The sequence below is a fragment of the Rhizobium sp. WSM409 genome (assembly GCF_057653825.1).
In genome coordinates this window covers 3776071-3802122 of sequence record NZ_CM172794.1, presented here as the reverse complement: position 1 = coordinate 3802122, position 26052 = coordinate 3776071, and the positions used below count along the sequence as shown (strand labels likewise).

General features: G+C 61.6%; 23 protein-coding genes. 15 read left to right on the top strand and 8 right to left on the bottom strand.

Annotated elements, in window-relative coordinates; genetic code table 11:
- The first annotated feature begins 162 nt into the window (after positions 1-162).
- From AC25BC_RS18780 to xylA, 3 genes are all read left to right on the top strand, one after another.
- Complete coding sequence (locus AC25BC_RS18780) at positions 163-1185, top strand: LacI family DNA-binding transcriptional regulator (protein WP_487778561.1); 1023 nt, start codon at positions 163-165, stop codon at positions 1183-1185.
- A gap of 21 nt (positions 1186-1206) precedes the next feature.
- On the top strand, positions 1207-2661 hold the full coding sequence (xylB, locus tag AC25BC_RS18775; RefSeq protein WP_012759033.1) for a xylulokinase: 1455 nt from the start codon (positions 1207-1209) through the stop codon (positions 2659-2661).
- Between the two features lie 215 nt (positions 2662-2876).
- Positions 2877-4187, top strand: a complete 1311-nt coding sequence (xylA, locus tag AC25BC_RS18770) for a xylose isomerase (RefSeq protein WP_003552938.1) — start codon at positions 2877-2879, stop codon at positions 4185-4187.
- A 188-nt stretch (positions 4188-4375) separates the two neighbouring features.
- Here xylA and AC25BC_RS18765 read toward each other — a convergent pair whose 3' ends face one another.
- Complete coding sequence (locus AC25BC_RS18765; protein ID WP_012759032.1) at positions 4376-5407, bottom strand: LacI family DNA-binding transcriptional regulator; 1032 nt, start codon at positions 5405-5407, stop codon at positions 4376-4378.
- A 170-nt stretch (positions 5408-5577) separates the two neighbouring features.
- On the opposite strand from AC25BC_RS18765, the gene AC25BC_RS18760 reads away from it, so the two are divergent.
- From AC25BC_RS18760 to AC25BC_RS18740, 5 genes are all read left to right on the top strand, one after another.
- Positions 5578-7104 carry a sugar ABC transporter ATP-binding protein gene (locus AC25BC_RS18760; RefSeq protein ID WP_012759031.1) on the top strand — a complete coding sequence of 509 codons (1527 nt, stop codon included), beginning with the start codon at positions 5578-5580 and terminating at the stop codon, positions 7102-7104.
- Positions 7105-7182: 78 nt separating this feature from the next.
- Positions 7183-8187, top strand: coding sequence for an ABC transporter permease (locus AC25BC_RS18755; protein ID WP_003552935.1), 1005 nt, complete (start codon positions 7183-7185; stop codon positions 8185-8187).
- 68 nt (positions 8188-8255) lie between these two features.
- Positions 8256-9203 (top strand): substrate-binding domain-containing protein, encoded by a 948-nt coding sequence (locus tag AC25BC_RS18750; RefSeq protein WP_012759030.1) that lies wholly within the window; start codon positions 8256-8258, stop codon positions 9201-9203.
- A 251-nt stretch (positions 9204-9454) separates the two neighbouring features.
- Positions 9455-10507, top strand: coding sequence for a sugar phosphate isomerase/epimerase family protein (locus AC25BC_RS18745; RefSeq protein WP_012759029.1), 1053 nt, complete (start codon positions 9455-9457; stop codon positions 10505-10507).
- Between the two features lie 223 nt (positions 10508-10730).
- Positions 10731-11918 (top strand): Gfo/Idh/MocA family protein, encoded by a 1188-nt coding sequence (locus AC25BC_RS18740; RefSeq protein WP_128438547.1) that lies wholly within the window; start codon positions 10731-10733, stop codon positions 11916-11918.
- A 177-nt stretch (positions 11919-12095) separates the two neighbouring features.
- On the opposite strand, the gene AC25BC_RS18735 is transcribed toward AC25BC_RS18740, so the two are convergent.
- On the bottom strand, positions 12096-12500 hold the full coding sequence (locus AC25BC_RS18735) for a DoxX family protein (RefSeq protein WP_012759027.1): 405 nt from the start codon (positions 12498-12500) through the stop codon (positions 12096-12098).
- A 238-nt stretch (positions 12501-12738) separates the two neighbouring features.
- Between AC25BC_RS18735 and AC25BC_RS18730 the strand changes: the two genes are divergently transcribed.
- Together AC25BC_RS18730 and AC25BC_RS18725 are read left to right on the top strand one after the other, a co-directional pair.
- Positions 12739-14112, top strand: coding sequence for a GH1 family beta-glucosidase (locus AC25BC_RS18730; RefSeq protein WP_012759026.1), 1374 nt, complete (start codon positions 12739-12741; stop codon positions 14110-14112).
- A 224-nt stretch (positions 14113-14336) separates the two neighbouring features.
- On the top strand, positions 14337-16547 hold the full coding sequence (locus tag AC25BC_RS18725; protein ID WP_012759025.1) for a putative bifunctional diguanylate cyclase/phosphodiesterase: 2211 nt from the start codon (positions 14337-14339) through the stop codon (positions 16545-16547).
- A gap of 38 nt (positions 16548-16585) precedes the next feature.
- Here AC25BC_RS18725 and trhO read toward each other — a convergent pair whose 3' ends face one another.
- The 3 genes from trhO to AC25BC_RS18710 form a co-directional block, all read right to left on the bottom strand.
- Entirely contained in the window at positions 16586-17515 is a 930-nt protein-coding gene (gene trhO / locus AC25BC_RS18720) for an oxygen-dependent tRNA uridine(34) hydroxylase TrhO (RefSeq protein ID WP_012759024.1), read from the bottom strand.
- A gap of 61 nt (positions 17516-17576) precedes the next feature.
- Positions 17577-18485: a CHAD domain-containing protein gene (locus AC25BC_RS18715; RefSeq protein ID WP_012759023.1), complete on the bottom strand. Its 909-nt coding sequence runs from the start codon at positions 18483-18485 to the stop codon at positions 17577-17579.
- On the bottom strand, positions 18463-18951 hold the full coding sequence (locus AC25BC_RS18710; RefSeq protein WP_012759022.1) for a CYTH domain-containing protein: 489 nt from the start codon (positions 18949-18951) through the stop codon (positions 18463-18465). Before AC25BC_RS18710 ends, AC25BC_RS18715 begins: the two co-directional genes overlap by 23 nt.
- A 154-nt stretch (positions 18952-19105) precedes the next feature.
- Here AC25BC_RS18710 and AC25BC_RS18705 point away from each other — a divergent pair, with 154 nt between their 5' ends.
- The 4 genes from AC25BC_RS18705 (at position 19106) to AC25BC_RS18690 (ending at position 21617) form a co-directional block, all read left to right on the top strand.
- Complete coding sequence (locus AC25BC_RS18705; RefSeq protein WP_012759021.1) at positions 19106-19744, top strand: 2-dehydro-3-deoxy-phosphogluconate aldolase; 639 nt, start codon at positions 19106-19108, stop codon at positions 19742-19744.
- 109 nt (positions 19745-19853) lie between these two features.
- Positions 19854-20573 carry a tellurite resistance TerB family protein gene (locus tag AC25BC_RS18700; protein WP_012759020.1) on the top strand — a complete coding sequence of 240 codons (720 nt, stop codon included), beginning with the start codon at positions 19854-19856 and terminating at the stop codon, positions 20571-20573.
- 145 nt (positions 20574-20718) lie between these two features.
- Entirely contained in the window at positions 20719-21414 is a 696-nt protein-coding gene (locus AC25BC_RS18695) for a GNAT family N-acetyltransferase (RefSeq protein ID WP_012759019.1), read from the top strand.
- On the top strand, positions 21411-21617 hold the full coding sequence (locus AC25BC_RS18690) for a hypothetical protein (RefSeq protein WP_012759018.1): 207 nt from the start codon (positions 21411-21413) through the stop codon (positions 21615-21617). Before AC25BC_RS18695 ends, AC25BC_RS18690 begins: the two co-directional genes overlap by 4 nt.
- 2 nt (positions 21618-21619) lie before the next feature.
- Here the strand turns inward: AC25BC_RS18690 and AC25BC_RS18685 are convergent, their stop codons facing one another.
- The 3 genes from AC25BC_RS18685 to AC25BC_RS18675 form a co-directional block, all read right to left on the bottom strand.
- Entirely contained in the window at positions 21620-22696 is a 1077-nt protein-coding gene (locus AC25BC_RS18685) for a nickel/cobalt transporter (protein ID WP_017995206.1), read from the bottom strand.
- Positions 22690-23331, bottom strand: a complete 642-nt coding sequence (locus AC25BC_RS18680) for a DUF1007 family protein (RefSeq protein ID WP_012759016.1) — start codon at positions 23329-23331, stop codon at positions 22690-22692. Before AC25BC_RS18680 ends, AC25BC_RS18685 begins: the two co-directional genes overlap by 7 nt.
- Before the next feature lie 138 nt (positions 23332-23469).
- The gene (locus AC25BC_RS18675) at positions 23470-24363 is read right to left on the bottom strand and encodes a LysR family transcriptional regulator (RefSeq protein ID WP_003542994.1); all 894 of its coding nucleotides are present in this window, start codon (positions 24361-24363) and stop codon (positions 23470-23472) included.
- A 526-nt stretch (positions 24364-24889) separates the two neighbouring features.
- On the opposite strand from AC25BC_RS18675, the gene odc2 reads away from it, so the two are divergent.
- Positions 24890-26023, top strand: coding sequence for an ornithine/lysine decarboxylase (gene odc2, locus AC25BC_RS18670; protein ID WP_003542992.1), 1134 nt, complete (start codon positions 24890-24892; stop codon positions 26021-26023).
- Positions 26024-26052: the final 29 nt, after the last annotated feature.

The following is a 26052-nucleotide window of genomic DNA, read 5'->3' as shown; positions in this document are numbered from 1 at the left end:
AAGGCCCTCTTCGGAGGGCCTTTTTGTTGCCGTCTTCCGGCCGCTGTGGCATCAGGCGGATGACTGTGGGCCGGGTCGGAAAACCGACGTGGAAACCGGCCTGTCAGATTTTTTGATTTACGTACATCAAAATTGGCGCTAATGGTCTCGTCAGGAGGAATGATGAGGCCAACCGTTCACGATATCGCCGCTGCCGCCGGTGTCAGTCTCGCGACTGTCGACCGGGTTCTCAACCAGCGGCCCGGTGTGCGCCACGTCACGCGGGAAAAGGTCGAGACCGCGATCCGCGAACTCGGTTATGTCAGAGACGTCGCCGCCGCCAATCTTGCCAAGGGGCGCACCTATCCGCTGGTCTTCATCCTTCCGGCCAGCGATAATTCCTTCATGCACGGGCTCAATGCCGAAATCCGTCAGGCGATCCTCCGCTCGTCGGCCGAGCGTACCGATATCCGCACCATCGAGGTGCCGGCCTTCGATCCCGCCGCCCTCGTCGCCGTGCTTGAAGGGCTTTCCCGGGAAAAGCCCTGCGGCATTGCGCTGGTTGCGACCGATGCGCCTGACGTGCGCGCCGCCGTCGACAGGCTGGTGCGCGAGCGCTTTCCCGTCGTCACCCTGGTTTCCGATCTCACGGGGTCGCTGCGCCATCACTATGCCGGCGTCGACAATATCGCAGCCGGCCGCACAGCCGCCCGCCTGCTCGGACAATTCCTCGGGCCGCGAAAGGGCGAAATAGCCGTGCTCGCCGGTTCCATGCTGGTGCGCGACCATCGCGAGCGGCTGGAGGGCTTCACCGCTGTCATGGCCGAGGAATTTCCGGATCTTGCGATCCTGCCGGTTCTCGAAGGCCGCGACGACCCGGAGGTCGCCCACAGGCTTGTTGCCGACGCGCTCGGGAATGCCGACATCATCGGCGTCTACAGCCTCGGCGCCGGCAATCGCGGCCTGATCCGGGCGCTGAAGGAGAAGGCCGTCGATCGCGTACTGACTGTCATTGCCCACGAGTTGACCGCCCATACGCGCGCAGCACTGATCGACAATACGATCGATGCGATCCTCAACCAGGATGCCGGCCATGAGGTGCGCAGCGCGATCCGCGTACTGAAAGCCAAGGCGGACGGGCTTGCCGTCATCGAAGCGCAGGAGCGCATCCGCCTCGACATATTCCTGAAAGACAATCTGCCGTAACGGCAAAGGGAGAAATACCACATGTATCTGGGTCTCGATCTCGGAACCTCCGGCGTCAAGGCGATGCTGATCGACGGTGATCAGAAGATCATCGGCTCTGCCAATGGTTCGCTCGACGTCTCGCGTCCGCATTCCGGCTGGTCGGAACAGGAGCCGGCCCACTGGGTACGCGCCACGGAAGAGGCTGTCGCCGGCCTCAAGGCAAAACATCCGAAGGAGTTGGCGGCGGTCAAGGGCATCGGCCTTTCCGGCCAGATGCATGGCGCAACGCTCATCGATGCCACTGATAAGGTGCTGCGCCCCTGCATCCTTTGGAACGACACCCGCAGCTACGTCGAGGCCGCGGCACTCGATGCCGATCCGCGCTTTCGCGCGCTGACCGGCAATATCGTCTTTCCCGGTTTCACGGCACCGAAGCTCGCCTGGGTCGCAAAACATGAGCCCGATGTCTTCGGCAAGATCGCCAAGGTGCTGTTGCCGAAGGACTATCTGCGTCTCTGGCTGACCGGCGACTATATCTCTGAAATGTCGGATTCGGCCGGCACCTCCTGGCTCAACACCGGCAAGCGTGCCTGGTCGTCGGAACTGCTGGCCGCCACCAAGCTTTCCGAGGAACAGATGCCGGCGCTTGTCGAAGGCACCGAGCAGGCCGGCAAGCTGCGGTCCGAACTGGCGGCGCAATGGGGCATATCAGGCGATGTCGTCATTGCCGGCGGTGCCGGCGACAATGCGGCTTCGGCCTGCGGCATGGGCACGGTCAGCGACGGCGCCGCCTTCGTCTCGCTCGGCACATCAGGTGTGCTTTTTGCTGCCAACGCTTCCTATTTGCCGAAGCCGGAAAGCGCCGTGCATGCCTTCTGCCACGCGCTGCCGAACACCTGGCACCAGATGGGCGTCATCCTGTCGGCCACCGATGCGCTGAACTGGCATTCTGGTGTAACCGGCAAGTCGGCCGCCGATCTCACCGGCGAACTCGGCGAGACGCTGAAGGCGCCCACCGGCGTCACTTTCCTGCCCTATCTCTCCGGCGAGCGCACGCCGCACAATGATGCCGTCATCCGTGGCGCCTTCATCGGCCTCGAACACGAAAGCAGCCGTGTCGTTCTTACACAAGCGGTGCTCGAAGGCGTCGCCTTCGCCATTCGCGACAATCTCGAAGCGCTGCGTTCGGCCGGCACCGGCATATCCCGGGTCACGGCGATCGGCGGCGGTTCACGCTCGCGTTACTGGCTGGCGTCGATCGCGACCGCGCTCGGCGTTCCGGTCGACCTGCCGGCTGACGGCGATTTCGGCGCGGCCTTCGGGGCAGCCCGCCTCGGCCTGATCGCAGCAACGGGGGCAGATCCCATTGCCGTCTGCACGCCGCCGGTGACGGCAGGCACGATCGAGCCTGTGGCGGCGCTAAGCGGCGCTTATGAGGATGCCTACAAGCGCTACCGAGCGCTTTACCCGGCGATCAAGTCGCTGGCGCATTGAGAACTGGAGCCAGCGGCCCCCTCATCCGCCTGCCGGAACCGACCGGGGTCGAGCCACGGGTCTCAACCCGTCCTTCGGACCCCCGAGGGGAGAAGAGGTTCGCAGCGGCGCCTCATTCCCCTTCTCCCCTGGGGGAGAAGGTGGCCCGAAGGGTCGGATGAGGGGGCTGCACGGCACGAACGATAGACTGAATTACGAACCCAAGGAGAACCAAAATGAGCACCGGATTTTTCGGCGATATCCAGAAAGTCAAATACGAGGGCCCTGACAGCACCAATCCGCTGGCCTTCCGCCATTACCAGCCGGACGAGATCGTCATGGGCAAGCGCATGGAAGACCATCTGCGCTTTGCAGTGGCCTATTGGCACACCTTCACCTGGCCGGGTGGCGATCCCTTCGGCGGGCAGACCTTCCTGCGTCCCTGGTTCGAGGACACGATGAAGGCCGCCAAGCTCAAGGCCGACGTCGCCTTCGAATTCTTCTCGCTGCTCGGCTCGCCCTACTATTGCTTCCATGACGCCGACGTGCGTCCGGAAGGCAAGACTTTTGCCGAGAACACTAAAAACCTCAACGAGATCGTCGATTATTTCGCCGAGAAGCAGGCCGCAACCGGCACCAAGCTGCTTTGGGGCACGGCGAACCTCTTCTCCCACCGCCGCTATATGTCGGGCGCTGCGACCAATCCGGATCCCGATGTCTTTGCTTTCGCAGCCGCGACGGTAAAGACCTGCATCGATGCCACGCAGAAGCTCGGCGGCGAAAACTACGTGCTCTGGGGCGGCCGCGAAGGTTACGAGACGCTGCTCAACACCGATATCGGCCGCGAGCTCGACCAGCTCGGCCGCTTCCTCAACCTCGTCGTCGAATACAAGCACAAGATCGGCTACAAGGGCACGATCCTGATCGAGCCGAAGCCGCAGGAGCCGACCAAGCACCAGTATGACTATGACGTTGCGACCGTCTATGGCTTCCTCAAGAAGCACGGCCTTGAAAACGAGGTGAAGCTCAATATCGAGCAGGGCCACGCGATCCTTGCCGGCCACTCCTTCGAGCACGAGCTGGCGCTTGCCAATGCGCTCGGCATCTTCGGCTCGATCGACATGAACCGCAACGACTACCAGTCCGGCTGGGATACCGACCAGTTCCCGAACAATGTTCCCGAAATGGCGCTCGCTTATTACCATGTTCTGGCTGGCGGCGGCTTCAAGACCGGCGGCACCAACTTCGACTCGAAGCTGCGCCGTCAGTCTCTCGACCCGGCGGATCTGCTGATCGGCCATATCGGCGGCATGGATTGCTGCGCCCGCGGCCTGAAGGCCGCTGCCAAGATGATCGAGGACAAGGCTCTGTCGCAGCCGCTCGCCGATCGGTATGCCGGCTGGGAATCCGCCGAGGCGCAGAAGCTCTTCCGCGGCGAGTATTCGCTGGATGAGATCACCCACTATGTCGAGAGCCACGACGTGAACCCGCAGCCGAGATCCGGCAAGCAGGAACTGCTGGAGAACGTCGTCAACCGTTACGTTTGATAAAGCGCGCCGGCGGCCATTGGTCGCCGGCGCATTTGCCGGCTAGAGCATGATGCCGAAAAGTGTGCGCGGTTTTCGGACGACATCATGCTCTACTTCTTTGATTTAGATCAGGATTCAGATTTTAGGCCGATCGGGCTTAAAATCATCCTGATCTAAATGCGCCTTAAGCGCTCAGTGATACGGGTTCAACGTTTCGACCAGCTGCGCGACGGCGCCGAGACGGAGTTTCGAACCACCAGATCCGGCCGCAGCAGGATTTCCGTTTCGGTTGGCCGGCCATCGGACAGAAGTTCCAGCAGCAGCGCCATCGCCTGCTTGCCGATCGCCGTTCTCGGCTGGCGGATCGTGGTCAGCGGTGGGGATATGAAGACGGCCTGCGGCACGTCGTCGAAACCGGTCACCGAGAAATCCCGCGGAATATCATAACCTCGTGCGCCGAGCCCGACCATGACGCCGATCGCCGTCTGGTCGTTGACGCACATGAAGGCGGTTGGAAGCGTGTCGCGCATGAAAAGCTGTTCGACCGCATGCCGCCCGCTTTCGATCGTGCCGTCACCTTCCAGCACGATCCTGGTGTCGGGCGGGATGCCTGCGGCATCGAGACCGGCATCGTAACCCATGCGGCGTCTCGTATAGGCAAGCCGGGTGCGTGAATCGCCGATGAAGGCGATCTTGCGATGCCCTTCAGCCAGCAGCAGGTCCACCGCTTTCCGAGCGCCTTCGGTATCGTCGACGCCGACATAGGGAATGCCGCCGTTGAAGACGGGCTCGAAAACGCCGACGCTCGGCGGCAGCCGCGCGGTCATCGTCTGATGCCCGAAGGGCAGGATGCCGGTGAAGAGGATCAATCCAGCCGCCTGGTTGGAATTGAAGAATTTCAGATATTCCAGGCCGCGCTGGGCATCGTTCTGGGTGTGGCCAATCAGGATGCCGTAGCCGTGCGCGCGCGCTTCGTTCTCCAGCCCGACGAGAATATTAGAGAAATTGGGATCGCCAATATCGGGCGCCACGACAAGGATCATATTGGAGCGGCCGAGCCTCAGGCTGCGCGCCATGGCATTGGTGGTATAGCCGGTGATGGCGATCGCCTGGTTGACCTTGAGGCGGGTGGAGTTGGCGACCTTCTCCGGCATGTGGATTGCCCGGGAAACCGTCGCGATAGAGACCTCGGCGATCCGGGCGACGTCTTCGATGGTTGCGGGCGTGGAATTCGACACTGAGCTCTGCCTTGGGCTGTCTTCGCCGCGACACTACACAGACTTGTCGAGAGGTCAAAGGCAGGCTTCAACTGATCTGTGTAAATCAACGATGTAAACCTTTACACGATGTATGTAAAGGTTTACATAAGGCTTCTGAGTGGACGGAGAGCCGCTTTGGGGAGGACCAGATGACCGTGGAGACCGCCGACACCGCACCCGTGGTGCTGTCCGCCAGGCGCATATGCAAATCCTTCAGTGGAGTGCAGGTCCTTTTCAGCGTGAACTTCGATCTCCGCGCCGGCGAAATCCATGCGCTGATGGGTGAAAACGGCGCCGGCAAATCCACGCTTGTCAAGGTATTGTCGGGTTTCGAGCAGCCCAGTTCCGGCGAAATCCTGCTTGATGGCAAGCCCGTCGTCCTGCCGCCCAACGGCGACGCCGAGGCGCTCGGCATCGTCATCATTCACCAGGAATTCAACCTCGCAGAACATCTGACCGTGACGGAGAGCCTCTTCCTCGGGCGCGAAGTCACGCATTTCGGCATGCTCGACCGTAAATATATGCGGTCGGAGACACGCAAGGTTCTCGACGTGCTCGGTTCGCATGTCGATGAGAATGCGCTGATCAGCACGCTTTCCATCGCCGACAAGCAGATGGTCGAAATCGCCAAGGCGATCAGCCGCGATGCGCGGGTGGTGTTCATGGACGAGCCGACCGCGGTGCTGTCGCGGGAAGAGACCAATATGCTGTTCAAACAGGTTCGCAAGCTTCGCGACCAGGGGACCAGCTTCGTCTTCGTGTCCCACAAGCTCGACGAGGTGATGGAGTTGACCGATCGTGTCACGGTGCTGCGCGACGGCCAGTGGATCAAGACTTCGCCGACGTCGGTTCTGGACGGGGAATCGATCGCTCAGCTGATGGTAGGCCGCGAACTCTCCAGCCTCTATCCCGCCAAGGTCGAGCCTGATGTCGACGAGGAGGTCGTCCTCAGGGTCGCTTCGGTATCAACGGGTTATGTGAAGGATGCGAGCTTCGAGGTGCGCAAGGGCGAGATCATCGGGTTTTCCGGCATGATCGGCTCCGGCCGCACCGAACTGATGGAAGCGATCGCCGGGTTGCGGACCCGTCTCGAGGGCGAGGTGGTCATCAAGGGGGAAACTGTTCCCTCCGGCGACGTCCATGCCGCCAATCGCTGCGGGCTCGCCTACATGACCAAGGACCGCAAGTCGAAAGGCCTGCTGCTGCGCTCCGGCATGGTGACCAATCTGACACTGCAATCGCTCGGAAGGCACGCTCGTCACGGCTATCTCAGCCCGGGCAGCGAGGCGGCCGCGATGGCAAAGGCCAAGCGCCGCTTCGATATCAGGGTTCGTGACGGCAATATCGTCGCCGGCCGGATGTCGGGGGGGAACCAGCAGAAGCTGCTGCTCGCCAAGGTCATGGAGACCGAACCTCAGATCATCATCATCGACGAGCCGACGCGCGGCATCGATGTCGGCACCAAGCAGCAGATCTATCATTTCATCTCGGCCCTCGCCCGGGACGGCCGGTCGATCATCGTCGTGTCCTCGGAGATGCCGGAGGTCATCGGCCTCTGCACCAGAGTGGCGGTGATGCGCGAAGGGCGTATCGTCGGCGTGCTCGAGGGAGACGAGATTTCCGAGCAGGAGATCATGCGTTACGCCGCCGGGCTCAAGAGGAAGGCGGCCGCCTGAAGGCTGAAGCAGGGCTTTGCCGATCAGGACGACAGATAAAATGCCCAGAAAATATGGGACGGGAGGTTGATTTTGGAAATGAGTGTCAACGAGGAGACCAGGGAAATCCGGCGCCGATCCTGGCGGGATGTCGACCTGCGTGCGGTCGCTCCCTTCGTCGCCCTGGCGCTGCTGCTGATCGTCGGAGCCTTGGTCAATCCCAATTTCATCGGCATCACCAACCTTGCCAATGTCGCGACGCGCAGCGCTTTCATCGCCATCATCGCGGTCGGTGCGACCTTCGTGATATCAGCAGGCGATCTCGACTTGTCTGTCGGCTCGATGGTGGCCTTCGTCGCCAGCCTGATGATCCTGCTGATGAATTCGGGCGCCATCGAAAACCCGGCTTTGATGCTGACGGTCGCCGCCGTCTTCACGATCGTCGCCGGCGCGCTTTGCGGCCTGGCGAACGGCCTGATCACGACGGTCGGCAGGATCGAGCCCTTCATTGCGACGCTCGGCACGATGGGCATCTATCGCGGCCTGACGACCTGGCTGTCGCAGGGCGGTGCGATCACGCTTCGCTCAGCCGATATCCAGACGCTCTATCGCCCTGCTTATTTCGGCAATGTCGCCGGCATACCCGTGCCGATCGTGGTGATCCTGGCAGTGACGGCGGTTGCGGCCTTCATCCTCTATCGCACCCGCTACGGGCGCCACGTTGTTGCGGTTGGATCAAACAGCGATGTCGCCCGCTATTCCGGTATCGCGGTCAACCGTGTGCGGACGATCGCCTTCGTCATCCAGGGATTGTGCGTCGCCATTGCCGTGCTGCTCTATGTTCCCCGTCTCGGCTCGACGTCGGCGACGACGGGCATCCTATGGGAGTTGCAGGCGATCACGGCCGTCGTCGTCGGCGGCACGGCCCTCAAAGGCGGCGCGGGCAGGGTCTGGGGCACGATCTGCGGCGCCTTCATTCTCGAACTGGTCGGCAACATCATGCTGCTTTCGAATTTCATCAGCGAGTATCTGATCGGCGCCATCCAGGGTGCGATCATCATCATCGCCATGTTCGTCCAGCGCTCGCTGGTGCGCAAATCATGACTTGATCGGGCTTACAGGGCGTCCGGTCCCGTATGGAAAAGTCCCTGAAATTATTGGGAGGAAATAGCATGCGTAAATTGATGTTGGGCCTGACGGTTGCGGCGGTGACGTTCGCCGGCGCCGCTCACGCCCAGGACAAGAAATTCACGATCGGCGTGTCCATTCCGGCCGCCGACCACGGTTGGACATCGGGCGTGGTGTTCCATGCCGAACGCGTCGCCAAGCTGCTGATGGCCGAACATCCCGGTCTCAACGTCATCGTCAAGACCTCGCCGGACGCCGCAAGCCAGGCCAATGCCGTGCAGGATCTCGATACGCAGGGCATCGACGCCCTCGTCATCCTGCCGTCGGATCCGGATCCGCTCGTCAACGCCATCAAGGAAGTCAAGGGCAAGGGCAAGTTCGTCGCCCTCGTCGACCGTGCGCCGAGCAACAACGACAATTCCGTGCGCGATCTCTATGTCGCCGGCAACAACCCGGCTCTCGGCGAAGTCGCCGGCAAGTACATCAAGGACACCACTCCGGACGCCGAAGTGGTCATCATCCGCGGTCTGCCGATCCCGATCGACCAGCAGCGCCAGGACGGCTTCGACAAGGGCATTGCCGGCTCGAACGTCAAGGTTCTCGACCGCCAGTACGGCAACTGGAACCGCGACGATGCCTTCAAGGTCATGCAGGACTACCTGACCAAGTATCAGAAGATCGACGTCGTATGGTGCCAGGACGACGACATGGCCGTCGGCGTTCTGCAGGCGATCGAGCAGGCCAAGCGCACCGACATCAAGTATGTCGTCGCCGGCGCCGGCTCCAAGGACATGGTCAAGAAGGTCATGGACGGCGATAAGCTGATCCCGGTCGACGTCCTCTATCCGCCGGCAATGGTCGGCACAGCGATGGAACTGACGGCGGCGGCACTTTATGATCAGGTTCCGGTTCACGGCAGCTACATCCTCGACGCGACGCTCGTCACCAAGGACAATGCCAAGGACTTCTACTTCCCGGATTCTCCGTTCTGATCCATCGACTGGAGACATGCGCCCATTCGTAAGGATGGGCGCATTTTTTATGCTTCCAATAGAGCGGGTGGCCGAAAATGCTGCACGTACCTCTTGCCCGCCAAAGCCCATCATGATTAGCTCGCCGCCATATCGCATCTGGCTTCGCGCCAAATCACGAGCCAAGGGCGAGGAGGCGCCTTGCTCCCGCCAAATTGCGTGCTACAACACTTCAGAAACGTTTACGGCCGATATTCAGGGAGGAATCTGACATGAAGACGATCAAGGGCCCCGGCCTTTTCCTTGGCCAGTTCGCGGGCGATACTGCTCCTTTCAACTCGTGGGACGCGATCACCAAATGGGCGGCCGACATCGGTTACAAGGGCGTCCAGGTGCCGACCTGGGCCAGCCAGCTGATCGATCTGAAGAAGGCTGCCACGTCCAAGGATTATTGCGACGAATTCGCCGGCAAGGCGCGTGAAAACGGCATCGAGATCACCGAACTCTCCACTCATCTGCAAGGACAGCTCGTCGCCGTTCACCCGGCCTATGACGAAGCCTTCGACGGGTTTGCTGCACCGGAGGTGCGCGGCAATCCGAAGGCGCGTCAGGAATGGGCGGTCGAGCAGGTCAAGATGGCACTGACGGCATCCAAAAACCTCGGTCTCAAGGCGCATGCGACCTTTTCCGGCGCGCTTGCCTGGCCCTTCATCTATCCCTGGCCGCAGCGTCCTGCCGGTCTGGTCGAGACTGCCTTCGACGAACTCGCCCGCCGCTGGACGCCGATCCTCAACCATGCGGACGAGAACGGTATCGACGTCTGCTACGAGATCCATCCGGGCGAGGACCTGCATGACGGCATCACCTTCGAGATGTTCCTGGAGCGGGTGAAGAACCATCCGCGCGCCAACATGCTCTACGATCCCTCGCACTACGTCCTGCAGTGCCTCGATTATCTCGACAACATCGACATCTACAAAGACCGCATCAAGATGTTCCACGTCAAGGATGCTGAGTTCAATCCGACCGGGCGCCAGGGCGTCTACGGTGGCTATCAGGGCTGGGTCGAACGCGCCGGCCGGTTCCGTTCGCTTGGCGACGGCCAGGTCGATTTCGGCGCGGTGTTCTCGAAGATGACGGCGAATAATTTCGATGGCTGGGCCGTGGTCGAATGGGAATGCGCGCTGAAGCATCCGGAGGACGGCGCCCGCGAAGGCGCCGAATTCGTTGCCGCCCATATCATCCGCGTGACCGAGAAAGCCTTCGACGATTTCGCCGGCAGCGGCACGGACCAGGCGGCGAACCGGCGGATGCTGGGGCTCTAGGTTTCTATTCCCTTCTCCCCAGCGGGGAGAAGATGCCCGTCAGGGCAGATGAGGGGGATGAGGAGCGATAGCGACGAATGCCTTGAGCGACAAGCGAAAGGCATATCTACCGCGAAGCCCCCTCATCCGACCCTTCGGGCCACCGACCGGGGTTGAGCCACGGGGCTCAACCCGTCCTTTGAACCCCCCAGGGGAGAAGGGAAGAAAAATTGAGGAGGAATCAATGGCAATCGAAGCATCATCCGAACAGACACGCGAGCCGCGCATCCGGCTCGGCATGGTGGGCGGCGGCGCGGGCGCGTTCATCGGCGCGGTGCACCGTATCGCGGCCCGCATCGACGATCAGTACGATCTCATCGCCGGCGCGCTGTCGGCTTCGCCCGAAAAGGCGATCGCATCCGGCCGCGACCTCGGCCTCGATCCGTCGCGGACCTATTCCAGCTATCGCGAGATGGCGATCCGCGAGGCGAAGCTGAAGAATGGCATCGAGGCGGTGGCGATCGTCACGCCGAACCATGTTCACTACGATGCAGCCAAGGAATTCCTGAAGCGCGGCATTCATGTCATCTGCGACAAGCCGCTGACATCCAACCTTGCCGATGCGAAGAAGCTGAAGAAGATCGCCGACGAGAGCGGGGCACTCTTCGTGCTGACGCATAATTACACCGGCTATCCGATGGTCCGCCAGGCGCGGGAGATGATCGCGAATGGTGAACTCGGCGACATCCGCGTCGTCCAGGCCGAATATCCGCAAGACTGGCTGACGGAAGCGGTCGAGCAAACCGGCCAGAAACAGGCTGCCTGGCGCACCGATCCGGCGCAGTCCGGCGTCGGCGGCTCGACCGGCGATATCGGCACCCATGCCTATAATCTCGCCGCCTTCATCACTGGCCTGGAGCTCGACAGCCTCGCCGCCGATCTCGATAGCTTCGTTCCCGGCCGCCGGCTGGACGATAATGCGCATGTCATGCTGCGCTTCAAGGCGAAGGGTTCGGAGAAGCCGGCCAAGGGCATGCTCTGGTGCAGCCAGGTTGCGCCCGGCCATGAAAACGGCCTGATGGTGCGTGTCTACGGCACCAAGGGCGGGCTGGAATGGACCCAGAAGGACCCGAACTACTTGTGGTACACGCCTTTCGGCGAGCCGAAGCGGCTGATCACCCGCGGCGGCGCCGGTTCAGGCGCGGCTGCCGGCCGTGTCACGCGCGTGCCATCAGGGCATCCGGAAGGTTATCTCGAAGCCTTTGCAACGATCTATACGGAAGCCGCGCATGCGATAAACGCCCGCAAGAAGGGCAAGGCCGTCGACAAGGCGGTGGTCTATACCACAGTCGATGACGGCGTGAAGGGTGTGGCCTTCGTGGAAGCCTGCGTCGCGTCTTCGAAGAGGAACGGCGCCTGGATCAAAGTCTGAATTTAACGATCTCGGTTGCCCCATGAAAAACGCCGAGGCGATCTACTGCATAATTCCTTAAATCGGAATCGATTTAAGGACAAAATTATGCAGTAATTCTAAGCGCTACAGCGCCTTTGCGCGTCTGAAAAGACGCGCGGCGCTGTAGAGTCGCCTCGGCGTTTTGTTTTATTTTGATCAGACCGCAGCAGTGCGGCCACGCTTCAGCAGGTTGTCGACGCTCAACGGTCCGGCACCTGCCGCCACCAGATAAAGAAACACGAAGCAGAACAGGATCGCCGCGACGCCGCCGTTCTGGGCGGGGTAGATGCCCTTCGATGCATGTGCGATGAAATAGGCGACGGCCATCAGGCCGGAGAGCACGAAGGCGGCGATACGGGTCTGGAATCCGACAAGCACCAGGAACCCGAAGGTGAGTTCGAGCAGGCCGGCAATCCAGGGCAGCGAGCCTGCGGGCGGCACGCTTGCCGCAGCCGGAAAATGCAGGATCTTCTGTGTTCCATAGCTGAAAAGTACAAGTGACGAGACAATGCGCAACAGGCTCAGCAGATGAGGCTGCAGCGAATGGACCGAAGAGAGCATTGGATCCCTTTCATATTTGTGATGCCATTTCCCGTGTAAGGATCGCGGTCTCAACGGCCAAATCACGACTGCTGACATTGCCGTTATGAGGGCGGCAGCGCGGCGAGGGAGCGGCGCTGCAGCTGTTCTGTTTTTCCTCCTGCAACGTTGCAGTTTTTCTTCCGGCCAGCCTGTACTTTGCCTTCAGGCTTGGCTAAATCCGGCGCAAACGGCTCAACCTGAGAGATAGGATTTCCAGATGATCGATCCGAAGAAACTCGCGGAGCGCTTTCCCGGCGACTTCATTTTCGGCGTTGCCACCGCTGCCTTCCAGATCGAAGGCGCCAGCAAAGCTGATGGCCGCAAGCCATCCATCTGGGATGCTTTCTGCAATATGCCTGGCCGCGTCCATAATCGCGATAACGGCGATGTTGCCTGCGATCACTACAATCGCCTGGAACAGGACCTCGATCTCATCAAGGAGATGGGTGTCGAAGCCTACCGGTTCTCGATTGCCTGGCCGCGCATTATCCCGGACGGCACGGGTCCGGTGAACGAGGCCGGCCTCGATTTCTACGACCGGCTGGTCGACGGCTGCAAGGCGCGCGGTATCAAGACCTTCGCGACGCTCTACCACTGGGATCTGCCTCTGTTGCTCGCCGGCGAGGGCGGGTGGACCGCGCGCTCGACCGCCTATGCGTTTCAGCGCTATGCCAAGACGGTGATGAACCGCCTTGGCGATCGCCTCGACCGGGTCGCGACCTTCAACGAACCCTGGTGCATCGTCTGGCTCAGCCACCTCTACGGCATCCATGCTCCGGGCGAGCGCAACATGCAGGCTGCCCTTCACGCCATGCATTACATGAACCTTGCCCACGGCCTCGGCGTCGAGGCGATCCGCTCGGAAGCGCCCAATGTGCCGGTCGGCCTCGTGCTCAATGCCGCCTCGATCATTCCCGGCTCCGACAGCCCGGCCGACCTTGCCGCGGGCGAGCGGGCGCATCAGTTCCACAACGGCGCTTTCTTCGATCCCGTCTTCAAGGGTGAATATCCGAAGGAATTCGTCGCGGCGCTCGGCGACCGCATGCCTGTCATCGAGGATGGCGACCTGAAGCTCATCAGCCAGAAACTCGATTGGTGGGGCCTGAACTATTATAAGCCCGAACGCGTCACCGACGATGCCGAACGCAAAGGCGATTTCCCCTGGACGGTGGAGGCGCCGCCGGCAAGCGACGTCAAGACCGATATCGGCTGGGAAATCTATGCGCCGGGCCTGAAGCTCTCGATCGAGGATCTCTACCGCCGCTACGAACTGCCGGAATGCTACATCACCGAGAACGGCGCCTGCGACAACACCGATGTCATCGACGGCGAGGTCGACGATACGATGCGCCTCGACTATGTCGGAGATCACCTCGAAATCGTTGCCGGCCTCATCAAGGACGGCTATCCCCTACGCGGCTATTTCGCCTGGAGCCTGATGGATAATTTCGAATGGGCGGAAGGCTACCGCATGCGCTTCGGCCTGGTCCATGTCGATTATGAAACCCAGCTGCGCACGGTGAAGAAGAGCGGCAAGTGGTATCGCCAACTCGCGGCGCAATTCCCGAAGGGCAATCACAAGGCGGTTTAGCGCAGTTGCCTCGCGGGCACTTGAGAGAGGCACCTGTCTGACGCTTATCGCGAGCATCTGGGGGCGCGGACTTCCGGCCGGCATGGCAAGCTGACGTTGCTTGCCAGCATTTTCGCGACGACCGGAGGCAGGCAGAAAAATAGATCGCGAGAGGCCTGCAACAGGCGGTTGCTTAAACGTTTTTGAACCCTTGACTGGCAAAGTCCAACGGTCAGGGAGTCGTAATGCAGACAGCCGGAAAGTCGCAGAGCAAGGGATCGGGAATAGGCCGTCACATCACCGTCACCGGCGTGCTTTTCTCCTTCGCAGTCATCGTCGCCGTCGTCACCATCATGGTGCTGACGGCGCTGGAACGCGTGGCCGAAAATTCCAATGTTCTCGATGACGAGCGCTCGCGCGAAACGACGGTCGGTGCATTGAAGACCTTCGAGGATCAGCTCGGCGCGACGCTCGACGATTACGCCGCCTGGGATGACGCTGCCGTCAACGTCTACGCGGCCGACGGTATGGCCTGGACGGTGAGCAACTACGGCGAGATGTCGGTCAACAGCTCGCTGTTCGACATGGCGATCGTCATCGATGGCGAGAAGAAGGCGATCATGGCCTATCGCGACGGCAAACCGATGGAGGAGCCGCTCACAGATTTCTTCGCGCCTTCGCTCTGGACCCTCTTCGACACGGTAAAGGCGGCCGGCCCGGCCGATCGTCCTCAGGCGATCGGTTTCGTCACCACCAAGCGGGGCATTGCCGCCGTCGGTGTGGCATTGGTGCGGAAAAAGTCCGGTGCGCTGGATGTGCCCGCCGGCCAGCAGCGCTATCTCGTTTTCGCCCGCCATCTCGATGACGACAGGGTGACCGCTCTCGGCCAGACCTATGTCATCGGCGGGCTGAGGCTGGCGCCGCCGAGTTTTGCGGCCGACTATCTTGTGCCGATCGTCGATCCGACGGGGGCAACGCTCGGCAAGCTGGTTTGGATCTCGCGTTCACCCGGCGATATCGGCTATGCACAGGTGCGGCCGATGGTCATCCAGGCGCTCGGCCTCGTCGGGTTGTTCTTCGTCGTGCTGCTGGTCATCGGCTGGCTTGCCGGCCGCCGCCTGAAGGCGGAGGAAAACAGCGCTCGCGAGGAGGCGCTGCGCGACAGGCTGAGCGGGCTTTCCAATCGTGATGGCCTCGGGCTGGCCGTCGATCGTTTTGTCGTCGAGGCACGCCAGACCAAGCGCAACGTGCTCCTCCTCTATCTCGACCTCGATGGCTTCAAGGAAGTCAATGACAGCTATGGCCATGGCACCGGCGACCAGTTGATCCGTGCGGTCGCGGCCGGGCTCGCTGTGCTCATTCCGCAGGGTGCCGTTCTCGCCCGCATCGGCGGCGATGAATTTGCCATCGCCTTTCTCTCCGACAGTGAGAATGCCGCCGCACTACAGCTTGCCGAGCAGATTCTCGATTTTCTTGTCGAGCCGCTGGAGATCGGTCGCCGTGTCGTTGTCGTCGGGGCAAGCATCGGCATTGCCATGTCGCCTTCCGGGACGATCGGGCGTGAGGAGCTGGTGCGCCGTTCCGACCTTGCCATGTACAAGGCGAAGGAAGCCGGCCGCGCGCGCATGACCCTCTACGATCCGTCGATGGACACCGATCGAGAGCAGCGCAACGCGCTGGAGCTCGATCTCCGGATCGCCATCGAAAGCGGCGACCTGACGCTGGCCTACCAGCCGCTGATCGATGCGGCGACGCATGCGATGACCGGCGTCGAAGCACTGGTGCGCTGGAACCGTCCGGGCCATGGCCCTGTTTCGCCCGAGCTGTTCATCCCGATCGCCGAGACCAGCGGCCTCATCGAATCGCTCGGTCTGTTCGTACTGCGCAAGGCCTGTGAGACGGCCAAACAATGGCCGGAACTCAACGTCTCGGTTAACGTCTCGCCCGGCCAGTTCCGCAATCCTGCCTTTACCGACTATGTGCGCTACGTACTGAAACAGACGGAGATCGAGGCCGGCCGCATCACGCTTGAGATCACCGAAGGCTACATGATTCAGAATCCGCAGCGCACCCGCCAGTCGATCGAACGGCTGAAGGGGCTGGGGGTCAAGGTGGCGCTCGACGATTTCGGTTCCGGCTTCTCGTCGATCGGTTATCTCAGGCAGTTCGGCTTCGACCGCATCAAGATCGACCGCTCGCTGGTCATGGGCGTCAACGACAAACGCCAGCGCGAGATGCTGCAGGCGACGGTGGCGCTCGCCCGCTCGCTCGACATTCCGGTGACGGCCGAAGGCATCGAGACCGAGGAGCAGGCGATAGCCATGCGCCTCTTCGGCTGCGACTGCCTGCAGGGCTATTTGTTCGGCAAGCCCGTGATATCAGAGCTTATCACCGAGATGCTGCACGAGCGACGTGAAGCGGAGCCGGCAGCCCGGCGTCGCATCGACGCAGCCTGATCTACAGAAAGCAAAGTTGATCCACACAGAAATCTGGCTCAGCTACCGATATGTCGTTGGCCGCGCCTTCTTGCGAGCGCGATCTGGTGCTGACGCTGACGGTAACGCAGCCGGTCTTCTTCCGTGCGGGTGTGGTAGCAGTGGCTGCAGGAAACGCCTTCCTCGTAGAGCGGCGAGATCATTTCCTCGGCGGTGATCGGGTTGCGGCAAGCGTGGCAGAGCCGGTGTTCGCCTTGCTTCAGCCCGTGCTCGACGGATACACGCTCGTCGAAGACGAAGCAGGCGCCATCCCAGAGACTCTCCTCCTGCGGCACTTCCTCCAGATATTTCAGGATGCCGCCCTTCAGATGATAGACCTCGTCGAAGCCCTCAGCCTTCATGAAGGCGGTGGCCTTCTCGCAGCGTATGCCGCCGGTGCAGTACATGGCGACCTTCGGCTTGTTGTGCAGACCGGGATTTGCGCGCACCCAATCGGGAAATTCGCGGAACGTCTTGGTCTTTGGGTCGAGCGCGCCGCGAAAAGTGCCGATTGCTGTCTCGTAGTCATTGCGGGTGTCGATGACGATCGTATCGGGATCGGAAATCAGCGCGTTCCAGTCCTTGGCCGCCACATAGGTGCCGACCACCTTGTTGGGGTCGATATCTTCGACGCCCATGGTGACGATTTCCTTCTTCAGCTTCACCTTCATGCGCAGGAAGGGCATTTTCGAGGCGTGGCTTTCCTTGTGCTCGAGGCCCGAAAATTCCGGCTGGGCGCGCAGGAAGGCAAGCACGGCGTGAATGCCGGCATCCGGGCCCGCGATCGTGCCGTTGATGCCTTCATGCGCCAGAAGCAGCGTTCCCTTGACGCCGTTCTCCTCGCAAAGCGTCTGCAACGGCGCCTGCAGGTCGGCAAAGCGCGGCACAGAAACGAAATGATAGAGTGCGGCCACGAGGAACGGGCTGGTGTGTGTCGGGCTGTCGGTCATGGGGCGGAAATACAGAAAATCGGCGGGCCGCGCAATTGCCTTCGCCGGCGGCGGCCTTCTCTCAGTTTCCGGCCATCAGCCAGAGAAGCTCGATGCGCTGGGCTTCCTCGTCGGCATCATCGGCGAAGACGGCTTCGGCTTTGATCAGCGCTTGCCGCCGGTCCTCCTGCTGGCGGAAGATGATGATGTCGAGCAGATGCGCCAGGTCGTCATTGCGGGTGAAGAGCTGTGGTTCGGCCTCGACCAGTTCGGAGAGTACGGTCAGATCGTGAATGTGGCCGAGATCCTCGACGAGTTCCTTGGCCGCATCGCGCTTGGCCTTCATCGCGCCCGGCCAGACGTCGCGCAGAAGGGCATGGTAGAGCCGATAGTCGTAGGTGCGTTTGCGCAGATCGTGGAAATCGTCGGCCGATGCCCCGCCGTGGCAGGCCGCAAGCGCCGCCTTGGCCTTCCGTGCGGTGCGGCGCCAGCTTTTTGCCAGCATGCGGGCATTCTTGCGGTGTCCGCCATCAAAGGAGACGGCGTCCAAGGCGGCGATCGCCTGCTTCAGAACGCCGGAGGTTTCCGCCAGCCGCTGTTCCAGGCCGCTTTCGGCTTCCGCCATCCAGTCACGGCGCCCTTCGAGAATGGTGACGATGCGGCCGAGCGCCTCGCTCTCCTCGTTCTCGCGGGCTGCATGCTGCAGATATTGGGCGGTGCCGATAAGGGCGGCAGCGTCGCGGATCGCCGAAAGCGAGCGTGCGGCATCGCGCAGCCTTGCGTTTTCGCGGCGCTGGAAATCCGGCACGTCGCGGGCCACGAGACGGTAGAGCGAGCGTAGTCGTTTCAGATTCTTGCGGAATGAATGGATCGCCTCATGCGCGCCATCCGGGCGTTCATCGAGGATGGTGACGGCGTGTTCCAGCTGCTTGGTCGCGACGCTACGGAACGCCTCGGTGAAATCGGCGTCAGGCCGAATGCGATAGGCCATGCCTGTCGTGCCCGTATTCTGTGGCAAGGGCCTGGTTAGAGTAACGGAAATCTCCGGTCACTTCGCGTCCGAGCCAGGTGGGCAGGGCGGGATCATCGGTTTCCGACGTCATTTCCACCTCGGCGATCACCAGTCCCCGATGCTCGCCGGTAAACACGTCGACTTCCCAAACGAAGTCCTCATGCGGAACGCGGTAGCGCGTTTTCTCGATGACGACGCCGATCGCGTTGCGCAACAGCTCTTCGGCATCGGCGATCGGGATGTCGTATTCGAATTCGTCACGGGTGATGGTGCTGCGGCCGATCTTGATCGTCAGTCTCGCCTTCCTGCCGTCGAGTATGCGCACTCGCACGGAACGGTCGTCCATCGAGGCGATGTAACCCTGCCGGAGGACGGACTTCGTCTCGACAGCGGCACGCCATCCATCGCTGCGTACAAGGAACTTCCGCTCGATCTCTTTCGCCATACCAGTGAACCTTTTGTGACGATTGCGGCACGGTAGCCCAATTTCCACCCATTTCATACCCTTCTCGGCATGTGGTCCGGTTTTATCTCGACAAGGTTCCGCGAGGGCGTTATTCGGGGTCCGAATTCAATCGTTTTAAGGAGGTCGCGCGACCATGGGCGAGAAAACAGAGAAGCTCCTTTCCATCCTGAAACTCCAGCCTGTCGTTCCGGTCTTGATCGTCGACGATGCGAAATCGGCGGTTCTGCTGGCCCGGGCGCTCGTCGCGGGCGGCCTGAAGGCGATCGAGATCACCATGCGCACGCCGGCGGCACTCGAGGCCGTGCGTGCCGTCGCCGCCGAGGTCGAAGGAGCCGAAGTCGGCGCCGGCACGATCCTCAATGTCGCCCATTGGGAAGCCGCCGTCGAGGCTGGGTCGAAGTTCATCGTCAGCCCGGGCACGACGCAGGAACTGCTCGATGCCGCCGCCGATTCCGACGTGCCGCTGCTTCCGGGGGCCGCGACCGCCAGTGAAGTCATGGCGTTGCGCGAGGAAGGCTACCAGGTGCTGAAATTCTTCCCGGCGGAGCAGGCCGGCGGCGCCGCTTATCTCAAGGCGCTGTCCTCGCCGCTTGCTGGCACCTTGTTCTGCCCGACCGGCGGCATCTCGCTGAAGAACGCCAATGATTATCTCTCGCTGCCGAACGTCATCTGCGTCGGCGGTTCGTGGGTGGCGCCGAAGGAACTGGTCGCGGCCGGCGACTGGGCTGGCATCACCAGGCTCGCGGCAGAGGCTGCCGCATTGAAGGCCTGAGTTTCGGCAGGGGCGGGTGAGCCTGACGGCTCAATCCCGCTCCCCATATTTGTATTTCAGCCGTCGCAAACCTATGTTCCCTCCAGCTTCAACAGGGAGATGACGAGGAATGTTCGACGCAAAAAAGCTTCTCGACCAGTTCTTGGGTTCGCAGGTGCCAGGTCTCGGCGGTTCGGTCCGCGACAGGGCGGGCGATGCCGTGCAGACGGCCAGGAATAATCCGATGAAGACCGGCGCGATTGCCGCCGCGCTGCTCGGCACCAAGACCGGTCGTGGTATTGCCGGTAATGCACTGGCGATCGGCGGTCTTGCCGCGATTGCCGGCCTCGGCTACCAGGCCTACAAGAATTATCAGGCCGGGCAGGCGCCCGCTGCCCCTTCCGATGCACCGTCCGCCAATAATCCGGTGCTCCTGCCGCCGCCCGTCGAATCCGGTTTCGGACCAGCGTCGCCCGCCGGCAGCAATGAATTCGTGCTGGTGCTGATCCGCGCGATGATCGCCGCCGCCAAGGCCGACGGCCACATCGACGATGCCGAACGCGCCCTCATCATGGATAAGGTCAAGGCCGCCGATGTCAGCGGCGAGGCCGCGGCCTTCATCGAGCATGAACTCGCTTCGCCGACGGATATCGATGCGTTCGTTGCCGCCGCGACGACGGAAGAACAACGCGTCGAGCTTTACACCGCCTCGCGGCTCACCATCGACCCGGATTCGCGCGCCGAGCGCGGTTATCTCGATCTGCTTGCCGGCCGCCTCGGCCTTGCCGACCAGCTGGTCGACCATATCGAGGCGACGGTGTCCTCCGCCAAGGTGACCTTGTCACAGTGACATCTAAAGCATGTCGCGCAAAAGTGTGCAGCGGTTTTGCGACAACGACATGCGTGGAAATAAGGGCCTAAAGCGCGATGCGCTTTAGGCCGGTTGCCTTTGTCGGGCGGCTGGCCTATCCACTCTTCCGAAAAGGGGAGTGACCATGCGCGATCTTGCAAATTTCAAGGGCTGCCCGGCGCCGAAGCCGGTCACGCTGAAGGGCCGTTTCGTTACCGTAGAGCCCTATCGGCGCGCCGAACATCTCGAGGCGCTGTGGGACGGGCTCGGCGGCATGGGCATCAATCCCCTGCTTCTCTATTTCGCCCAGGACGATTTCTCCGGTATCGACGATTTCGCCAACTGGCTGGAAACCGTCTACACCAAGTCCGGCTGGCTTACCCACATCTTTCGCGACAACGCCACCGGCAAGATTGTCGGCATGGCGAATTACATGCGCGCCGACCCGGCAAACGGCGTCGTCGAGATCGGCGGGGTGGCGCACGGGGCCGAGATGAAGCGGTCGCCGCTGTCGACCGAGGTGCACTACCTGATGGCCAAGCATGTCTTCGAGGATCTCGGCTACCGCCGCTACGAATGGAAATGCGACAATAACAACGAGGCAAGCAAGACGACGGCTGCGCGTTACGGCTTCAGCTTCGAAGGGGTCTTCCGCCAGCACATGATCTCCAAGCATCGCAACCGCGATACCGCCTGGTTCTCGATGATCGATGCCGAATGGCCGATGATCAACGATGCCTTCGAAGCCTGGCTTTCGCCGGAGAATTTCGACGCCGAGGGCAACCAGATCCGCCGCCTGCAGGACATCCGCACCGATCTTGAAAAGGAAAGACTCGCGTGAGCCCGGAAAGCCGCTCGCAGGCGACCGCCGCCGGCATCATCCTGCTTAGCGCCGCCCTCGTCATCTATTTCCTGCCGACCATCGTGCTGTGGATCGGCAATTTCTCGCCGACGCTGGCGATTGTCGTCGGCGTCTGCCTGATCATGGCGTTTTTCGCAGTCTTCTGGCTGCGGGCGCGCTACCAGCGCCGCCGGGGAAAATAATTTTATCCCTGCAGCGAGGCCCCGAGCAGCAGGGCGCCCATCAGCATGACGAGCACGGCGCCGAGGATTTCGATGGCGTTGCCGACCCAGATCGAGGTGGTCGAGCCGCGTCCGGAGAGGCGGACGGCCGCGCTCTTGGCAGTAACGGCAAGTGTGGCAAGCAGGGAAACGGTGATCGCCGTGCCGAGCGACATGGCGGCGACCGAAAGCACGCCGCCGAGATAGAGCCCGTTCAGCAGTGAGAAGGTCATGACCAGCAATGCGCCGGAACAGGGGCGCAGACCGACGGCTACGATCGCCGACCAGGCCTCGCTGGCGCTGAACCTGTCGCCGCCGAGCAAGGCCGGATCGGGCACATGGGCATTGCCGCAGGTCTCGCAGACCATGCCGGGAACGAAGGTATGGCCGGCTTCGACAGGCTGCGCCTTGCCGTTGAAGGCATAGGCTTGGCGTTCGGCCGCATTGTCCTTCCAGTCGAGCATCATGCTGACCGGACCGGCAGGCGTCGCCATCAGCCGGCGGCGCGGCATGTTGCCCACCAGCGAGCGCAGTTTGCGGAACAGCAGCCAGCCGCCGAAAAGGATGACCATGACGAAGCTTGCGATCTCCATTGCGTGGGTCGCCGCCGTCAGCGTAATGCCGGTGCCGCGCAGCACCAGCCAGGCGCCGCCGACCAGCGCCACCGCCACCACGCCCTGAACGAAGGCAGAAATGAAGGAAATCACCACGCCGCGCTTCAGCTCGACCTCGTTGGCGATCATGTAGGAGGAGATGACCGCCTTGCCGTGTCCGGGGCCGGCGGCATGGAAGACGCCATAGGCGAAGGAGAGGCCGATCAGCGAAGCCAGCTGCCAGGGGTCTTGGCGCATCGCCTTCAAGGCGCCGGTCAGCGCCCGATAGAAAGCCTGCTGCTCGTAATTGACGTAGAGAAATAGCGGCGCAAACGGCCCGCCGGTCGGCTGGAAGCTTGGTTCCGCCGTGCCGATGCCGAGCGGCGATTGCGCATGGGCGAGGCTTGCCGCCGTCACCAGCGCGAGGACGGCGGCGGAAAAGATGAGGGGAAGGCGTTTCGTCAGCATGTGACCTCCAGCCGGGTGGCGAAGAGTTTGGACATGTTGGTGCCGGTGGGATCGTTGAAGAAGGCGTCCGTCAGCGACTGTTTGTTTTGCGAGATCACCTCGTCGGCATCCGGCCGCACCACCTGATGTTTGCAGGCCTTGAAGCCGTCTCCGACGATCGCCAGCTCGTTGTCGGTGGGAAAATCGATCGAGGTGTAGAGCGTCGGGTCGTAGACGCCGAAGGTGAGCCTGCCCTTCAGCGGCATCTTCTCCACCGGCTTCACCGCGAAGAACATCAGCAGCTGGCCATCCTTGTAGTCGACATGGATGATGTCGGGCTTCTGGACGGTGATGTTCTTCCCGTTGATCGTCAGGTTCATGTAGTAGTCGTAGTCAGCAAGAGACTTCTTGACCGTGTTGCCGACGTCGGTCAGCTCGTTCGGTTCCAGCTTCAGGTCGGTGTTCTTGTCGAAATCCATGACCACGGAGGAGGAAAAGACCTCGTCGAAGCGCCAGACATTGCGCAGTTCCTCGACACTGCCGTCCTTGCCGGCCACGACTTCGAGGCGGGCCTCGATGAAGATGTGCGGATGGGCAAAGGCGGCGGCCGGCGCCAGCGAAAGAAGCGCGGCCATCAGTATCGTTGAATGTTTCATCTATCCCGCTGCCCTGTTCGCTGCCCCAGACTTCTTGCCAGAAATTGGGACGGAATTGGGACCGGACTCCGTATCGGATTCGTGGGGCCACACGTTGAAGCGGGGCGGAATGTCGCATCGCTGCGCAGGTGCGCCGCCCTACGGATGCTTCTTGAACCAGTTGTGCAGGTAATCGACGAAGATCCTTACCTTGGCCGGCAGGTAGCGCCGGTGCGGGTAGACGGCATAGATGCCGCGGTCGGTCGGGGTGTAATCGTTGAACAGGGTCACCAGTTCGCCGCTCTCGATCGGCTTGCGGGCGATGAAATCCGGGATGAAGGCTACGCCGATGCCGGCAAGTGCCGCGCGTAATGTCGCATGCGGGCTGTTGACCTCTATCGGTCCGGAAACGGCGACGGCAAACGAGGTGTTGTCGGGATTGTGGAAGCGGATGCTCGCCTGGGTGCGCGCATTGGTATCGACGATGAAGGGGACGCTGGAAAGGGCCGTTGGGTGATCGAGATCGGGATAACGCTCGAGAAATTCAGGGGTGGCGCAGATATGGATGCGGAAATCCGAGATCTTGCGGGCGATCATGCCGGAATCTTCGAGCTTGGTGATGCGGATCGCCACGTCGAAACCTTCTTCGATCAGGTCGACGAACCGGTCGTCGGCGGCGATCTCCAGCGAAAGGTCCGGGTTCTCCTTGGCGAAATCGATCAGCGACTGGCCGACATCGGCATCGACGAAGGTGCGCGGCACGGAAATGCGAAGCCGTCCTTTGAGCTGTGCATTGTTCTCACGCACGAGATCGGCGAGGTTGTCGATCTCCTTCAGGATATCGGAGGCGGTGCGGTAATAGGTGTGGCCGGCTTCGGTCATGGAGAACTGCCGGGTGGTGCGGTTGAGCAGCAGCGCGCCGAGCTCATCCTCCAGTTCACGCACATATTTAGAGAGCAGCGCCTTTGAGCGGCCGGTGCGCCGTGCCGCGGCGGAGAAGCCTTCGGCCTCGACGACATCGATGAAGGCGCGTATGCGGGTCAAGGTATCCATGGCACCCCTCAGCTGTTTCGGAATATTGAACAAATTGCTTCCTATTGTTCAATTATTTTTTTGGCCCGAGATCAAAAAATCGCTTGATTATGAAGGCGAATATTCTTATTTCCCACTCAGCCCAAAGTCGCACGTGCCCATGGGTGTCCGCCGAACCCTCGAATTGGTGAGGAAATCGGTAAGGTACCTGGAATTAACCCCTCCAGTCGCTATTCCGGCCAACCGGAAAATGCGAGGACGCCTGAAGCAACGACGGTGCGGGCCTTTTTGTTCTCTCCCTGCTTTCCATCAGCGGGGGTTACTGAAGAGGCACACCATCATTGCCGGAAGTGCGGTTGGGATTCTCCCTCCAATCCATGGCAGACAAAGCCGAACTTACACCGCACCGCGGCGTTGGTTCACGATCTGCGCATCGAGCGCTTGCTATGGTTCCGGGGTCTCCACCGGCTGGTTCCAATGCGAGCTATCGTATGCCCTTTGTCCTCCGGTTCAAACCGGAGCTCTGGAATTGGAAGAGGGAATCGATATGACCACCCAGCGCATCCGCGACTTTCTCGCAACCCGACGTCCCGATGGTCCCTGCCTCGTGGTTGACCTCGACGTCGTTCGCGACAATTTCCACGCCTTCCGTCACGCCATGCCGGACAGCGCCATCTACTACGCCGTCAAGGCCAACCCGGCCCCGGAAGTGCTGAAGCTGCTTGCAGGCCTCGGCTCCAATTTCGATTGCGCGTCCGTTGCCGAAATCGAAATGGCGCTCGAAGCCGGTGCAACCGCCGCCCGCATCTCCTACGGCAACACGATCAAGAAGGAACGTGACGTTGCCCGCGCGCATGCGCTCGGCGTCAGCCTCTTTGCGGTCGACAGCCACGAGGAAGTCGAGAAGATCTCGCGCGCCGCTCCCGGCGCCCGTGTCTTCTGCCGCGTGCTGACCGATGGTGAAGGCGCTGAATGGCCGCTGTCGCGCAAGTTCGGCTGCGTTCCCCAGATGGCTGTCGACGTTCTCGTCTACGCCCATCAGCTTGGCCTGCAGTCCTATGGCGTCTCGTTCCATGTCGGTTCGCAGATGACCAAGGTCGATGCCTGGGATTCGGCACTCGCCGATGCCAAGCGCGTCTTCGTATCGCTTGCCAAGCAGGGCATCCACCTGCAGATGGTCAACATGGGCGGCGGCTTCCCGACCAAGTACCTGCGTGACGTTCCGTCCGCAGAAGCTTACGGCAAGTCGATCTACCAGGCGCTGCGCACGCATTTCGGCAACCAGATCCCGCAGACGATCATCGAGCCGGGCCGCGGCATGGTCGGCAATGCCGGTGTCATCAAGGCGGAAGTCGTTCTGATTTCGAAGAAGTCGGACAATGACGATGCCCGCTGGGTCTTCCTCGACATCGGCAAGTTCGGCGGTCTCGCCGAGACGATGGACGAAGCCATCCGCTATCCGATCCGCACGGAACACGATGGTGACGAGATGGAGCCCTGCGTCATTGCCGGTCCGACCTGCGATTCGGCCGACGTGCTCTACGAGAAGAACCTCTATCCGCTGCCGATCTCCCTTTCGATCGGCGACGAGGTCCTGATCGAAGGCACCGGCGCCTATACGACGACCTATTCGGCGGTCGCTTTCAACGGTTTCGACCCGTTGAAGGCCTACGTCATCTAAGGTCGTTTCCGCCGGCCCCGTAACCAGCC